This is a genomic window from Fulvitalea axinellae (assembly GCF_036492835.1).
Classification (GTDB): Bacteria; Bacteroidota; Bacteroidia; order Cytophagales; family Cyclobacteriaceae; genus Fulvitalea; species Fulvitalea axinellae.
In genome coordinates, this window is the sequence record NZ_AP025314.1 from 2,026,386 (window position 1) to 2,042,501 (window position 16,116).

9 protein-coding genes are annotated in these 16,116 nt (G+C 43.7%); 5 read left to right on the plus strand and 4 right to left on the minus strand.

Going from position 1 to position 16,116, the window contains the following annotated elements; translation table 11 throughout:
* Position 1: 1 nt before the first annotated feature.
* The 3 genes from AABK39_RS08080 to sppA all read right to left on the minus strand — a co-directional run bounded on the left by AABK39_RS08080 (position 2) and on the right by sppA (position 3,526).
* Entirely contained in the window at positions 2 to 544 is a 543-nt protein-coding gene (locus AABK39_RS08080) for a GNAT family N-acetyltransferase (RefSeq protein WP_338394418.1), read from the minus strand.
* 68 nt (positions 545 to 612) lie between these two features.
* On the minus strand, positions 613 to 1,560 hold the full coding sequence (locus AABK39_RS08085; protein ID WP_338394419.1) for a PhoH family protein: 948 nt from the start codon (positions 1,558 to 1,560) through the stop codon (positions 613 to 615).
* Between the two features lie 193 nt (positions 1,561 to 1,753).
* Positions 1,754 to 3,526 (minus strand): signal peptide peptidase SppA, encoded by a 1,773-nt coding sequence (gene sppA, locus AABK39_RS08090; protein ID WP_338394420.1) that lies wholly within the window; start codon positions 3,524 to 3,526, stop codon positions 1,754 to 1,756.
* Positions 3,527 to 3,745: 219 nt separating this feature from the next.
* Here sppA and folK point away from each other — a divergent pair, with 219 nt between their 5' ends.
* Together folK and gpmA are read left to right on the plus strand one after the other, a co-directional pair.
* Positions 3,746 to 4,252, plus strand: coding sequence for a 2-amino-4-hydroxy-6-hydroxymethyldihydropteridine diphosphokinase (gene folK / locus AABK39_RS08095; RefSeq protein ID WP_338394421.1), 507 nt, complete (start codon positions 3,746 to 3,748; stop codon positions 4,250 to 4,252).
* A 74-nt stretch (positions 4,253 to 4,326) separates the two neighbouring features.
* Positions 4,327 to 5,019: a 2,3-diphosphoglycerate-dependent phosphoglycerate mutase gene (gene gpmA / locus AABK39_RS08100; RefSeq protein ID WP_338394422.1), complete on the plus strand. Its 693-nt coding sequence runs from the start codon at positions 4,327 to 4,329 to the stop codon at positions 5,017 to 5,019.
* A 7-nt stretch (positions 5,020 to 5,026) separates the two neighbouring features.
* Here gpmA and AABK39_RS08105 read toward each other — a convergent pair whose 3' ends face one another.
* Positions 5,027 to 5,560: a hypothetical protein gene (locus tag AABK39_RS08105; RefSeq protein ID WP_338394423.1), complete on the minus strand. Its 534-nt coding sequence runs from the start codon at positions 5,558 to 5,560 to the stop codon at positions 5,027 to 5,029.
* Positions 5,561 to 5,638: 78 nt separating this feature from the next.
* Here AABK39_RS08105 and AABK39_RS08110 point away from each other — a divergent pair, with 78 nt between their 5' ends.
* From AABK39_RS08110 to AABK39_RS08120, 3 genes are all read left to right on the plus strand, one after another.
* Positions 5,639 to 6,313 carry a potassium channel family protein gene (locus AABK39_RS08110; protein WP_338394424.1) on the plus strand — a complete coding sequence of 225 codons (675 nt, stop codon included), beginning with the start codon at positions 5,639 to 5,641 and terminating at the stop codon, positions 6,311 to 6,313.
* Positions 6,314 to 6,718: 405 nt separating this feature from the next.
* A complete protein-coding gene (locus AABK39_RS08115) occupies positions 6,719 to 15,046 on the plus strand; it encodes a cadherin domain-containing protein (RefSeq protein WP_338394425.1) in 8,328 nt (2,775 codons plus the stop codon).
* A gap of 11 nt (positions 15,047 to 15,057) precedes the next feature.
* On the plus strand, positions 15,058 to 16,116 hold the full coding sequence (locus AABK39_RS08120) for a PorP/SprF family type IX secretion system membrane protein (protein WP_338394426.1): 1,059 nt from the start codon (positions 15,058 to 15,060) through the stop codon (positions 16,114 to 16,116).

Consider the following 16,116-nt stretch of genomic DNA (forward strand, 5'->3'; position numbering starts at 1 on the left):
CTCAGCTTGAAGTCCATTCCTCATTTAGCATGGAATAGAGCCGTAAGTCGTTGAAGTTTCCGTTTAGTTTTTCAGCTTTTCGCAGAGTGCCTTCATAAGTAAAGCCTAACCTTTCCGGAACGGTAATGCTTCTGGCGTTGTCAGTGGCGCAGTAAATACAGATTCTATTGAGTCTCATTTTTGAGAAGCCGAAATGGAGAATATGTTTACACGTTGAGCTGATAATCCCTTGACCTTCGTGTTTTTCGTCAATCCAATAGTAGATGTCACTCTTTTTGTTTAGAATATCAAGATGACCAAGTCCAGCCATTCCAATGATAGACCCGTTTGAGTGGATCATAAAATTCGCCCTGAGAAATCGGCTTTCCGCTTCTTTTACTTTTTTTAGATAACGTTCGGCCTCTTGGGGGCTTTTAACGGCGTTTGGCCAATCAAACCATTTCGAGAGTCTGGATCTATTGGATTCTACAAGTTGAAAAAAATCATGACCTATAGTAGGGTCTGTAGTTTTTAGGGAAAAGCAAGGGCTAACGGTAGTGCTCATGGCATAGGAATGTTTTGTTGGACTTCCATTTTGGGGAAGTCCAGCAAAACAAATGCCATTAAAAACGGTTACAGCGCCTCGTCAGCGGCTTCGTAAGCGTTGATGATATCTTTTACCAGTTTGTGTCTGATCACGTCTTGACTGTCCAGCACGGCGACTCCGATGCCCTTAACATCCTTTAGAATGCGTGTGGCTTCGGTAAGTCCCGAATGTTGCCTTCCTGGCAAATCCACCTGCGATTCGTCGCCGTTTACTACCACTTTAGAGTTCGGACCCATACGGGTAAGGAACATCTTGATCTGCATCGGTGTAGTGTTTTGGGCTTCGTCCAATAACACGAACGCATCCTTGAGCGTCCGGCCTCTCATATAAGCCAACGGAGCGATTTCGATGATCTGGTTTTCCTGATAATAACGCAGTTTTTCGGCAGGGATAAGATCAGCCAAGGAATCGTAAATCGGGCGGAGATACGGATCGATTTTTTCCTGCAAATCTCCCGGCAAGAAGCCTAAGTTTTCGCCGGCTTCAACGGCGGGCCTTGTGATTATTATCTTCTTGACTTCCCTGTTTTTCAACGCTTTTACGGCCAGCGCTACCGCAATAAAAGTTTTACCTGTACCGGCGGGGCCAAGAGCGAATACCAAGTCGTTCTTTTTGACCTGATCCACCAGCGTTTTCTGGTTTTGTGTTCGTGGGCGTATTGGTTTGCCCGAAACGCCGTAAACGATCGTGTCTTGCGAGTCCGGGTTATATTGATCTTTCTTATTCGCGTTCAGGAAGTGTTTGAGGTTGTCAGGATTCAAAGCACCGTAACGTTCGTAGTGTTCCAACAGCTTGTTGAACAGCTTATTTACTTTGAGCGTGTCTGTGTCGTTGCCTTTAATCGTAACCTTTTCCCCTCGGGCGACGATCTTCACCTGGGGAAACATTGACGCTATCGCGTTGATGTTTTGGTTTTGGGGACCTAGAAAATCAAGTAACGATACGTTTTCGAGAATGATCTTTTTTTCTAGCAATATTGACAGGGTAAAAGGTTCTAAACTATTCAATTACGCCAACGGATTTCCATGGACGATGGCGTAAAAATAATTCATTTTTTAGAACGGAAAGCCGGAGGTTCGTTTTTTCGTTCCAGATTATTTCTTTAAAGTCAAAAAAGAAACCCCTTTCGCTAAACGGAAGGGGTTTCGGTTGAATTCTATTTGACGATTATTCAATAACGATCTCGAAAGGCAATCTTGCTTGTGCGCCTTCGAATTCTTTCATCGTTTCAATCTGGCGGAAGATAGGGGCGAGAGCGTCGTATTCACTACCGCTTACAAAGGAGGATAGCTTGCTGTTTTTGCTGCTGAAGGTTTCCTTGATCTCTTCAAGGAAGTTCTTTTTCTTTGGGTAAGTGATTACGCTGTAACTGCCTTTTTCTAATTCCGCTTTTTCTACAGCGATCTCAACCGCTTTTTGCAAGTCACCCAAAACGTCAACCAAGCCGATTTCTTTAGCTTGCGATCCGGTCCAGACGTGGCCCTGCGCAATCTCCAGTATTTTCTCCACAGGCATATGCCTTCCTTCGGCCGCTTTGGTTGTGAACATCTTGTAGCCGTTGTCGATTTGGTTTTGCATAATCATTCTCTCGGCGTCGCTCATTTTTCTAAGAGGGTTGCCAAGGTCTGAATAAACGCCAGTTTTAACGGTGCTTTCCGTAATGCCGATCTTGTCGCTAAGAAGTTTTTCCATATTGAACATTACCGCAAAGATGCCGATAGAACCGGTAAGAGTGTTCGGTTGCGCAACGATAGAATCGCATCCCATAGAGATGTAATAACCGCCAGAGGCTGCGTAATCAGACATTGAGGCAATGATGGGTTTCTTTTCGGAAAGCAGTTTGACTTCCCTCCAAATTTCGTCTGAGGCCAAGGCACTTCCGCCTGGCGAATTCACTCTGAGTACAACTGCTTTTACGTCATCATCCTTTCTGACTTTCCGGAGTTGCTTCGTCAGTGTTTCTCCACCGATAACTCCGTCGTCAGATTTTCCGCTTTTGATGGCCCCCGACGCAATGATTACCGCTACTTTATTAGGATTGAAGGACGGTTTTTCGGTGATCGACTCTAAGTAATTGCCCAAAGTCACCAGAGATGCTTTTTCGTCTTCTTGTTTGTTTGAGCGTTCTTTGAGGTCGGCGAGAACTTCGTCATAGTATGACAAGCCGTCTAGAAGACCCAACCTAACGGCGTCTTTAGGAGAACGGACGAGTAGGGAGTCCGAAATGTTTTTGACTTTATTGAATGGGATATTTCTTGATGTCGCTACCGCTTTGAGGTAGATGTTGTTCAACTCGCTAAGATACGCGGTGGTTTGCTCTCTGTTAGCTGCGCTCATTTTATCGAGGAAAAACGGCTCTACAGCGCTTTTGTATTTGCCTTGGCGGAAAACCTCAGGAGTCACTCCGATTTTGTCGAAGAAATTTTTGTAATAAGTGACCGTGGCGCTGAGCCCTTTGAAACTGACACCGCCAGAAGGGCTAATCGAGACGCGGTCGGCTAAGCTGTTGATGTAGTAGGCTCCGTTGCCCATGTAATCGGCGTGGGCTACGATGAACTTGCCTGACTCTTTAAAGTCGGTAAGCGCATCACGTAAGGCTTTCTTTGTTGCTGGCCCTGCGCTGACTGTTGACGTATGTAAGAAAATGCCGTCAATCTTTGGGTCGGTCTTGGCATAGGTGAGGGCTTTTTTCAAATCTGATAAGCCGATGGAGCTTGACCTAGGGTTGAAAAATGGGTTGCCGTAATCCTCGAATGGGTTGTCACGACCTTGTTCCTTTATCGGTTTGTTCAGTTTTAGATGAAGGATTGAATGCTCCGCTATTTCTTTTTGATTGCTTTGAATAGACACAATCATGATGAGGAAGAAGAACATAAATCCCAAGAGGGAGAATATGAACAGGCCTAGTATGGTTGCCAAGAGGTTGCGCAGAAATGCCATATGTTTCAAGTGTTTTAGTGTCAGAATTAGTGGAAGAGGGGGCGAGATTAGTTTTGAAATGGTTTTTTCCTTGTGGTTTTTTCAAGAAATGGCCGTTGAGCCTCTTCGATTGGTGTTTATATTGTCAGTTTCCGGTGTTATGTAGGACACTCGTGTAAATATAAACTGAAGTTTAGCGTATTTGATACGCCCTTTCGTATTTTTGCCCAAATTTTAGTGATGAAAGGAATTTATCTGTTGTTAGGAAGTAATCTTGGGAATCGGGAACGGTCTCTTGAGAGGGCGCTGGAAGGGATATCCGAGCGAGTGGGAGAGGTCTGCGACCGTTCGTCCGTTTATGAGTCGGCTCCTTGGGGCGTTGAGGATCAACCGGTATATCTGAATCAGGTGCTGAAAGTAGAGACCGAGTTGGAACCGATTGAGTTATTACGGGCTGTATTGGCTATTGAAGCGGATATGGGGAGAGTTAGGCGTAAGGTTTGGGGTGCCCGAGTAATAGATATAGATGTGCTTTATTACGGAAATGAGATAATAAGAAGCAGGGAGTTGCAAGTGCCGCACCCAAGGCTTCACGAAAGGAGGTTTACATTGGAGCCGATTTGCGAAATAGCTCCTGACGAAACACATCCGATTTTCGGTTTAAGCCAGATGGAGTTATTGGATCGTTGTCCGGATTCCTTGGCTGTGACAAAAAGGATAGAGACTGAAGTATTGGAAATGGCTTAAGTCCGAAAACCGTGAAAGGATTTTTCGGGTTAGTTTGACGAACTGATAAAGGGTCAGACCAAAACCATAGACAAATGAAACGGATCGTCTTTTTGCGCCACGGTGAAAGTATTTGGAACAAAGAAAATAAATTTACGGGTTGGACTGACGTGCCCCTTACGAGCAAAGGGAAAAAGGAGGCTGTTCAAGCCGGAATGCTTTTGAAAGCTAATGGTTTTGTTTTCGATATTGCATTTACTTCTTCATTGAAAAGGGCGATTTCAACATTGAACCTTACGTTGGAAGAGATGGAGGCGGAATGGGTCCCTGTTGTGAAATCGTGGAGATTGAACGAACGCCACTACGGGGCATTGCAGGGATTGGACAAAGATAAAGCGAGGGAGGAGTTTGGGGATGATCAAGTTTTGGAATGGCGGAGAAGTTATGCCACTACGCCTCCGTTGTTGAAAAAAGGGGATGAACGTTCTCCAAAGGATGATGTTGCGTATCGGAGGGTTGAGAGTTCAAAACTGCCTCTTGGCGAAAGTTTGGAAAATACGGTATCCAGAGTCGCTCCCGTGCTTAGGGAGGTAATTGAGCCGTCATTGCTCGAAGGGATGGAGGTTTTAGTGGTGGCGCACGGCAACAGTATTCGGGCCTTGATCAAATACTTGGAAGGACTGACTGACGAGGAAATTGTAGGGTTGGATATTCCGACGGGCCAGCCGTTAGTTTACGAGCTCGAAGACGATTTGACTCACAAGAATCACTACTATCTCAAGACTTAATCAAAGTCTAATGAAAGAGCTTCAATAGTTTCCGGCACCTTGCCCTAATCGATGCTTTTGGGTTGTTTTCGGCTTCTGTGGCGATCACTTCTTTAACGGCTTCTTTCTCGAAACTGCACCTTAAAGAAAGCTTGGCAAGAGAATCAAGACAGTTGACTTTTGTAAAAGTGTGTTGGTTTGCATTGTCAAAACATTCCAGAAGCCATTCAAAAATGCTTTCCAATTCAGATGAGTCCCAATTGGGTATGGCAAGAAGTAAAGGGAAGTCAATCGGAATACCGGTCTTAAGGTCGGCCTTTTCGCATATTTCAAGCAAAGTTAGTTTGTTTGCGGAAATATTCTCTGGAGCTTTTACGGATGCTTTTTTAAGGATATTAGCGACTCTGAACGAGATGAGTGGGTTGTCAGAAAGAAGAAATCGCAATATTGATGTTGTGTTTTTGGACGACTTTATTATTTCTGGGATCAAAGCTTCAGCCTCTCCAATTTCGGGGGTTTTGCCACCCGAAAGCTTTTTCAAAATAAAGTCGTTAGTTAGCACTTGATTTGTTTTTTATGTGATAAAACGAATTTTATTGATGACCGTGAAATTAGGAATGTTTTTTAACAAAGTGATAGTATGAAAGGTAAAAAGAAGGTGCCGGCTTTTGTGAAAAGGAATCGTTATTTCTTAGTGGTGATAGTTATTTTTTTGTTGATAATCGCTCCGGGTTTGTTCGGTGGAGGAGGGGCCAGTGTGTTCTTTTGGAACCTGTTCCTTTCGGTAGGAATAATTGTGAGTTCGTTAGCTACATATGAAGACGGTGGAGGCAAAGGCAGTACTCGCAGGGTTACGGTTTTGGTTTTGGGAGGTATGGTTTTCGTGATTAACTGGATGGGACAATACCTCAGTGATTCGGAATATTCCGTTGCGGTAATCTTCTTGTGCAATGTCGGATTTCTCTTTATGATCATATTGAATTCCGTCCGTTTTATTCTAAAGTCCAAACAAGTGAGCTCAAACACTCTTTTTGCCGCAATGGCCGTTTATCTGATGTTAGGGCTTATCGGCGGGTTTCTATTTGTTATACTGGAAGGGCTTTCCGAAGCTCCGGCATTTAAAGGTGTTGAGCAATTGGATATGGAAAATGCCCTTTATTTGAGCTTTGTCACACTGACGACTCTGGGTTATGGAGATATTACTCCAGTTAGCCATTTTGCGAAAAAATTAACAATCCTATTAAGTGTAGTAGGGCAATTCTATGTTGCGGTTTTGATGGCGGTTTTAGTAGGGAAGTACACTTCGGGAAAATGATTAAATACAACGCCAATTATGAAATAGGGTTTTTTGTTTGGGATGTAATTATGATTAGGTGTTTGCTTTTAGGTAATGTTTGTGTGTTTTTTTTATAAAAAATATACCTTGGTGTTACTTTTAATGACTTTTGTGAGGGGCTTGACAAAGGCTTTTATGGATATCACTACGTGATTTTTTATCAATATTACCACAATATATTTAACGAAAATCCGCTGAATATTTATTTTTCATAGATTTATTTCGGAATATTGCAATCAGTGTTTAACGAGATCGGCGCATGCTTGTTTTGTTTTCGTTCTGGAATTTTTCTGCCCTTACCCCGGAGTGAACAGGGCCTTAAAAAGGTCAAAGCTGAGTGCCATCGTTAAAGTCAAATTGGACTGTAATAAATCTGTTTTCAAAATGGCTGTACGACAAAGAATCCTAAAAGGCTTCGGTGCGTCTTTTCTATTGCTTTTACTTTTCGGTCCCCTTAGGGCTTATGCGCAAACTCCAATCCATGTGGATATTAATGCGACAGGGGCTGGGGATGGAACTTCTTGGACAAATGCCTTTAATAATTTGGGGAATGTGATTAGGGACGCTCCTGCAGGAAGTGAGATTTGGGTGAAAGTTAATCCCGGAACTCCTTTTGATCCCAAAGATGAAGGCTATCCAAATGGCTATTTCATCGATAAGGAGCTTAAGATTTATGGAGGATTTCAAGGTGGAGAAAATCTAGTTAACCAAAGGAATGCCAATGATCGCTCAATAATTGAAGGTGTAGAGGTTAATAACCATCGTGCATTTAGAATCACTCTAGAGGCTTCGGAGGCTGTTGTCATCGAAAATTTTGAAATAAAAAGCTTTGAGGGAGATTTTATAAGTCCTCTTTTTGAACCTGCAAAGGGCGTGGGATTTTATGTCGATTTGACAGATGGAGAACTTACGATAAAGCAGTGCGATATTAGGTCGAATATTGGGTACAGTGGTATAGGTGGTTATTTTGACCTTTCAGGTGATTCGAGATTAACAATCTCAAATTGTGAGTTTAGTGGAAATGATGTTGTACCGGGACTTTCGACTGGAAATATAGAAGGTGGGGGGCTTGCGATAAAAAGTCGCGGGACTTCTTCTGTAAGGTTATCATCAAACAAATTTTTTAATAACACAGTTTGGGAGGGAACTCAAGCTGTTGCGGTTGAGTCGGCTGGTGGAGGCGTTTTCTTGGATGTTGAGGGGACTGTTGGCGGGACAACTATATCTAATAACCGTTTTTATCATAATGTGGCTGAAAACGGAGGTGGAATTAAACTCAAGGGAGGAGCCCCAACTATAGCGACGATCCAATTTTCGGGGAATATATTCGAAGTGCCTTCAGGAACACCTTTGGGAACTGCGAATAATGAAGCCAAGTCGGATGGAGGCGCCGCTGATGTGGAAATCAGTGGCAATGCCAGTCTATATGCAATTGCTAACAAGTTTGTGTCAAACCTATCAAACGGCAAAGGTGGTGCTTGTAAAATAGTTTTTAAGGATAGTGGCAGTGGGACTGCGCTTTTTCAAAATAACACTTTTACCGATAATACAAGTGGCGGTGACGGTGGTGGACTTAATCTCCAATTTAGGAATGAGGATGCTAATATTAGTACTCAGAACAACGTTTCAGTATCCTTTCTGTCTAATACATTTGAGGGTTGTGAATCTTTAAATGGAAATGGTGGAGGCGCGTTTTTATCGTTATCAGACGATTTTGGTTTAGGAGTTAGTCTAGATGGTGATGAATTTAACAATAATACGGCTCAGTTAGACGGGGGAGGTGTTTATGTGAAATCCGAAAAGGATATTGACTTAAGTACCGATAACGATTTTGTGTTTAAGAAATTAATTTTCGAAGGGAATACTGCTACTGCGACGGCTTCGAATGGAGGTGGCGGGTTGTTTTTTGGCAATACAGGGGATGAATGCACTGTGTTGTTTATGAATTCTTTATTGACAGGAAACACATCTAAAGACGGAGGAGGCGTGTTCTTTGATCTTGCGCAAGGAGACGAGATACTTAAGGTGCTTAATAGCACTATAGTAGAGAATACAGGTACGTCAGGGGCGAGTGAATTTGAAATTAACGCAACGTCTTCAGAGTTAGATATAGTAAATAGTATAATATATAATACAACTTCGCCTGTAGCTTATAACTTGACCGGTACAGGGATAGTGGATTTTTTTAGTTGCGCAGGAAACGTCGGGACGTTGGGTGTGCCTACGTTTGTGTCCTCCGGGGATTTTCACTTATCTCCTAATTCAGTGGGAATTAATGATGGTGACGCGTCTTTAAGTAGTGAGCTGGGATCGCAAGATTTGGAAGGGGATGAAAGGGTTGTGGGGGGAACCGTGGATGTTGGTGCGTTGGAGACTAATATTATTGATGAAGTTACCATGGTTTCCGATAATGCGCTTAAGGACATGTATGCGGGACCAGCCCATACGGTTACGATAACAATTAAGATGAATTTAGGTGGCGCAACTCTGGATCCTGGAGTGGTTGCAACTATTAATGGTGCTAGCGCAACAGTTGATACTTCTAACCCTGCGCAGTTGTCTGTATCTAGACATATGGGCCATGCAAATGACAATGACGGCGTTGTGGCTTTTGAAGTGGAGAATATTAAAGTGGGCGGTAAAGATTTTGGAGACATAACCGAAGTTACAGAAGGAAGCGCTGTAATATATGACGAAACACCACCAACAGTTCAGCCTGGCCAGATATTAACTATTCTTGAAAATTCGAATGTAAATGAAAATGTCGGAACGGTGGTGGCTAATGACAATGCCGGAAGCGGGATATTTTCATATGCTAAAACATTGTCTAGCCCTAATGATTTCAAGTTCCCGTCTTTTTTGTCTGGAACTCTTGCGGTGCAGGAAGATACAAGGCTTGATAGAGAGAACTTTGAAACTCTTACACTGGAGGTTAAGGTGACAGATTATGTAGGGAATCAAAGTGATCCAGCAGAAGAAGTAACGGTCAAAATCCAGGATGTCAATGAATATTCGCCAAATTTCAACCTTACAGAAGGGACGTCTGTGTCTGTGATAGAAAATAGAGTATTAGGAACGAAGCTGTTTTCAATTCAGGATATCGGACAGGGTGATGATGATCCTACTCCTTTCTCTACAGTCTATGAATGGAGTATAGAAAATGTAGAATTTGAATTTGAATCAGCAGTAACGCCGGTAACAGGCACATTGCCGATTGGCTTTGACTCTAATACTTCACCAACAAAGGTTGAAATTACAGATGTCGATTTCTTTAACGCTGAAAAAGTTGAGCACTTGCGGTTTGACATAGTCTTAAAGGATAATTTGACTCCCGTTATAGCTGGCTTAGTAACGGAAAAAAGAATTCCTGTTTCAGTAGGAGTTCAAGATTTTAACGAATATCCGGCAACCATTGACCCAGTGCCTGTAACTCTGAAAGAATATAATGCGGCTATCTCCGTGCCCGCTGATAATAATGATAATGGAAGTATCATTGTTGATCTGCGCATGAATGTAAAAGAAGAAGACAGGACAAATACCCCTGGAAATTGGAGTATAGAGAAGATAGTTGGGGAGTGGGAAGGTGTAGCTTATCCGGCTACGGCTAATATGGATGCGTTTGAGATTAGCAACTTGGGAGAAGTGAAGGTGCTTGATGAGTCTTTGTTGGATATGGAGCACCCGACAACACCGGTTGATAAATTTGTCATTCACGTGAAGGCCACAGACTTGGAGAGTAATCCAGCGGAGCGTGGCGGAGTTCATGATATTAGCGCAATAGTAACCGTAACGCTTATTGACGTGCCCGAACATGACCCGGATATCACTTCGGCTGTTCCCGTCACTGGGCTTTTGGAGACGGATGGTCGTTTAGCTCCTCCTACAGGGGATTTGGTAGTGGCTAACCTGGAGGCTGAGGACCCTGACGCCAGCGAAGAGATAGACAATTGGACTATATTGAGTGGGAATATTGTTGTTGGAGCTACGGAGATTTTTGAGATAGAATATACTGAAGGCGTCGCTCAGATTGTTGTAAAAGGAGCGAACCGAGGCTTGTTAGACTTGGAGGTGTTGGGGAGCCTTGCGGCTGTAACCTTGGAAGTCAAAGCGCACGCTGGGGGTGAATGGTCAGCTTCTGAATTCGTGCATCTGACATTTGATGATGTCAATGATAACCCCACTTCATGGTTAGTAATCACTGATACTGATTGGTCGGTTCAGGAAACGAACGGTGTAGTGGTGATTCCTAATCCATTTCCTTCAACGGACGTAGAGGATGACGACGTAGGTAAAGATCTCAGATGGAGAATTAATCCTGTAAACCCGCTTTTTACAATTAATCCTATCAGTGGAGATATTACTGTGGACTCGGATAATCTTGATTATGAGTCTGCGACAAAATCGTATGATTTGCCGGTCGAGGTATCGGATAGGGGAGATTGGGAAACGCCTGCACTTACGAGAAAACTCACCGTTAATGTTACCGATAAAAATGAGGCAAAACCTATTATTGCTTCCAAAACCTTTACGGTAAATGAAAAAGACGAAAGCTGGACTGAGACGCTTACGGCGACAGACAGTGATACGGAAACCTCTTTTGCCAATTGGACGATAGTCAGTGCGACTCCCAATGTGCACCCTTTTAAAATAACAACGGATGGCGGTAATGGTAAGTTAGAGATCATTCCCGCTCTAAAGGATATGCTTGATCAGGAAGGTGCTACGCCTCATTCTGAATATAAATTAAGAATTCAGGTCCAAGACACCGGTACGCCAGTGCAGACAAGTGAAGTTGTAGAGATTGTCATCAAAATTGAGGACGAGGATGAATTTAAACCTAATGTTAATTCGGACACCGAGACCGTCAATGAAGAGCCCTCAGTGGGGGACGTGATATACGCTTCAACTTTTGCTGATGGGGACAAGACGAAGATTGCGAGGAACTGGAAAATTGAGAATACGGATTCGGAAATCTTATCAACATTCGAAATCGATCCTAATAATGGCGAAATAAAGATTAAGGCAGAAACATCTCTCTTGGACCGGGATGACGAGGATTACGCTAACATTACGTTACAGGTTTCGGCTACTGACAGTGATGGAGTGAGGGGGAATATTGGAAATATTGAAATAATATTTTCGGACATAAATGATGAAACTCCCGAGATTGAGGATGTGACGTTTACGATTCCTGAATATGTAGAAGCGGGGGGAGGGAATTACCCTAATAATGTAAATGTACACGACCTTGACGTTGACGATGTTACCAAAAGGATAATAGCCAAAGATAAAGACGCGACACCTGTCACAAACTTTACGGATTGGACTATCGTTCCGAATGATGCTTTTAATATTGTAGCGGACGGTCCCTCACAGGCGATTTTGACAGTGAAGGATAGGAAATTGTTGGATGCGGAATCTAAAACGGAATTCGTTTTGACTGTGACGGCTAAAGAGGATGTCCCGGGCGGAGAGTCTTTTAGCGGAACGGTAAAAGTGGTATTGAATAATGAGAATGAGCTTCCTCCGGTTGTTGTAGACCAACTTTATACAATAAATGAAAACCAGGGGAGCTTCACCCAGCTTGTGGACGGTCATGGCGGTGATGTTGGTGAAGACAGAGATGATTTGTCGAACTGGGCAATATCCGGAGGGGATGACGAAGCGTTGGCAAAACAGATTTTTAATTTGGACGTCAACACTGGTGAGTTGACTTTTAAGCCAGGGTTCGAGGCTCTTATCGATCAGGATACGCCAGGGGCGCAAAATGAGATTAAGTTTGGTGTGACAGCGAATGATGGAACATTTCCTACGGATAATCCGGGCATTGTGACAATCAATATTACTGCGGTGGATGATAATGATCCTTATATTACTGCTGGCCAGACATTCAGTGTTTTCGAGGATAAAGGTGAAGATTTTAAAGTCGGTGATATTGATGGGGGGGATAAAGACCTTCCGGGGGAAGCTTTAACATGGTCTATTACGTCAGGTAATATTCTGAATGCGTTCAAGGTCAATGATAACGGGGAATTGTTTGTGGCAGGAGATGGCTTGCTAGACGCTGAGACTAAAAAACAATATATTCTTGATATTGAAATTTCGGACGGTACAGACCCTAAGACTGTTAAAAGTATAACTGTTGATATAACCGATGTCAATGAAGCGGATCCTAAAGTGAAACCTAATCAAAGCTTTACGGTGTCCGAAACTGATGGAGATTTGTCTATCTTAGGCTTGGTTGTATGGGAGGATGATGACCTGCCGTCTGGAGCCGAAAGAGCTACAGAATGGGTAATTGAAACTCCCGCTGATTCACCGTTTGAGATTATCTCGATTAACGGTGATACGCAAGGTCAGTTAAGGGTGAAAACGGGAGGCTCGGCTTTAATTGATTTTGAAGATAAAGAAAGCTACTCGTTGATGGTTAAGGTGAAAGATCGGGATAATTATAGCATCCCGGTTGAGGTAAAGGTTTCCGTCACTGACGTAAATGACGAATTGCCGGTAATAACTCCTAATACTTTTTTCATTGATGAAAACTCTCTAAACGGTTCGGAAGTGGCGCCGGCTGGGGATATTATAGTTACTGATGAAGATGCAGGAGACACTCCAAAAGATTGGACAATTGTTCCGGCGTCTGACCCTGACGGTGTTTTTGCGATTAATGATGTCGACGGTCAAATTACGGTGGCGAAGACTGAAAAGCTTGACTATGATACCACACCTGAGTTCAAAATTCAGATAACGGTTAGCGACCAGGCGGGTAATATAAGCTTGCCTGCCGAGATCACAATCAAGCTTAACGACCTGAATGAACATACTCCTGTAATTACTGCGGGCCAAAGAATTCCGGTTCCTGAAGACGCTGTAAATGATCAGGTATTTGGAGTGGTAGTGGCTACCGACGATGATGGCGGTGCGGTATTATCGGGGTGGAAAATCGTTGGTGGTGAGGCGGATAACTTCTTTACCCTTACTGACGACGGTGAGTTGAAAGTGAAGAATTCGCCCGCTTTCGATCGTGAATCAACTAAGTTTGAATATACTCTGGAAGTTGTGGTCTCAGATGGAGATAATCTTTCCGATGCGGAAACCGTAATCGTGGAAATCACAGACGTGAACGATGTTCCGCCTGTGATCACCGAAACCACTCCTGACATAATTCCCGAAAATGCGGGAGCCAACACACCGGTGATGGCCCTTGAGGCTACTGACGGCGACGTTACTCCTACTGCCTCTTTCTCTTGGATCATCTCGGGAAGTTCGGTTCCCGGAGCCTTTGACATTGACGAATCGGGTAGCGAGCCGGAACTGGTGGTCAAGGACAGTAACCTGCTTGACAGGGAAGCTACCGAAACCGTAACGGTATCGCTTATTGCCAATGATGGGATTCACGCTTCCGCCGAGAAAACTTTTACAATAACCCTAAGAGACGTAAACGATGAGAAACCTGTGGTAACCGCAGGCCAAATCTTCGGGATATTTGAAGGGGCGCTTAAGGATGAGGAAGTTAAGGCTGAAGACGGGATAACGGACCAATTGCTTATGGCTACGGACCCTGATGTTACGGATGCGTCCGCTGACTATTCTTGGACTATAGACACTACAAATCCGGGAGACGGTGACGCTTTGTTCGCTGTTGATGATACTGGAAAGATTACGGTAAAAGAAGGCGCTGATCTTGATTTCGAAACGCCTCCGAACAGTTATACACTTAATGTATTGGTGTATGACGGTGTAAACTTCAGCGCTCCGCAACCGATCACTATAAAAGTATTGGACGGTAACGAAACGCCTAGCTTTACTGCGGGAGGAGACAAAGCTTGGAATGAGGATGATGGTTTGAATTCCGGAGACGGCATGCTTGAAGTACAGTGGGCAACCGATATCTCTGACGGTGATTCAGGGACACAAGGGTTGACGTTTGTAGTTGACGCTGTGAACAAGGAGCTTTTTGACGTTCAGCCTGCGATTACCGCCGACGGCTTGTTGAGGTTCAAACTTAAGCCAAACGCTTTCGGAAAAACTGATGTGAGCGTTTATCTGAAAGATGACGGTGATCCGATTAGACAAACCGATCCCGTGACATTTGAGATTACGATTATCTCGCAAAACGATCCGCCGACTATAACCCCGATAGACGACATAACTATTTTGGCCGGTGAAGATCTTCCTTTGATTGACTTTACGATTGACGATACCGATCATGATCTTGACGACCTGACGATTACGGTTTCGCATGATGAACCGGGTAAAGTCCTTAGGCTGGATGATCAGGGCCGAGGAGGTATCATTCTTACGCAATCTGGCAACGACAGGACGATCGAATTTGACAGGAGAAAAGGATTTTTGGGGTCGTTTACGGTAACTATTACAGTGTCCGACGGAGTCGAGACAGTGGTGGAAACGTTTAAGGTGACCGTTAATTTCCAAGCGTTGTCGCTGGATATTCCGACGATGTTTACCCCGAACAACGACGGACTTAACGAGACTTGGAATATCGTAAACCTGGAGCTTTACGAAGGGAACAAGGTGAGTGTTTATACGCTGGAAGGCCATATGGTATTCGAACGTGAGAATTACGGCCAAGACTTTGAGTGGGACGGCACCGATAAGAACGGAAACGAGGTCAAAGACGGTATGTATATGTATGTGATCAAACTTTCCGACGGCCAAAGCTTTGACGGAATTTTACTTCTGGATAGATAATTTGTGTACGGATGAAAAATCCTAAGGAAGGAAAAATGAGAAAATCAGTGTTTCGAATATTTTGGCTGACCGGTTTCTTCGGTTTGGCGATTAATTTTGCTCACGGGCAGGTTCCCGTTCCTTTTAGCCAGTATTATCAAAATCCGCAGATTCTCAATCCGGCTTTTGCGGGCATTGAGGACTACTGGTCCGTAAACCTTGGCTATCGGCACACTCCGGTAAAAGGGCTGGCAGCAAAAACATATACGGCGGGCTTTAACGGCGTTTTTCCTTTGCCCGCCACCAGAGGGAACGATCCATTGCTGAACACAATCAAAGGCAGTGATAACGATGCGGTTGTAAATCGCCAAAGAGATATGGTTTATCGTGGTTTGCGTACTCGTCACGGAATAGGTGGCGTATTGTATAATCAGGAGGTGGACAGTTACAGTAATATTTTAGGCGAAGCCTCATACGCTATCCACGTTCCGTTAAGCTTTACCTCGATGTTGTCGCTTGGTTTGGGTTCGTTTTTCTTCAATAGTAAACTCGGTATAGATGATTGGGTGGTTCGCGATACTGAGGATGAGCTTTACAGGAGGTTAAAGGATGAAGGTGGCAAAATCAACGACATATATATTCAAGGTGGCGTTGTCTGGCATGCGCAGAAGTTTTATGTTGGTTACTCGTTTAGCCAAATGATCCAGTCCACTTCGTACAGTTTCAATGATGATGACCTTAGCCAAACAGGCAAACATTTGCTGACGGCCGGTTACAAGCACCGTTTTTCTCAAGATTGGATGTGGCTTTCGTCCGTATTTACTCATTATTCAAAAGAGAAAGACGTTACTTTCGCTGGCGCTACTCAATTGGATTATAAAGAGATGTTTAGAGTTGGCGCTCTTTACAGTCAAGATGAATTTGTAACGGGAATGCTTGGCTTTTCCGCAAAGAATAGGTTGCGTGTCGATTATTCGTATTCGCACCCTGTCGGAGGTAATTACTCGTTGGGAAGCAACAAAGGGAGTCACGAACTTTCCCTTTCCTTCTTCTTTTATAAGAAATCAGGTGTCGAACGATATTTTTGGTAA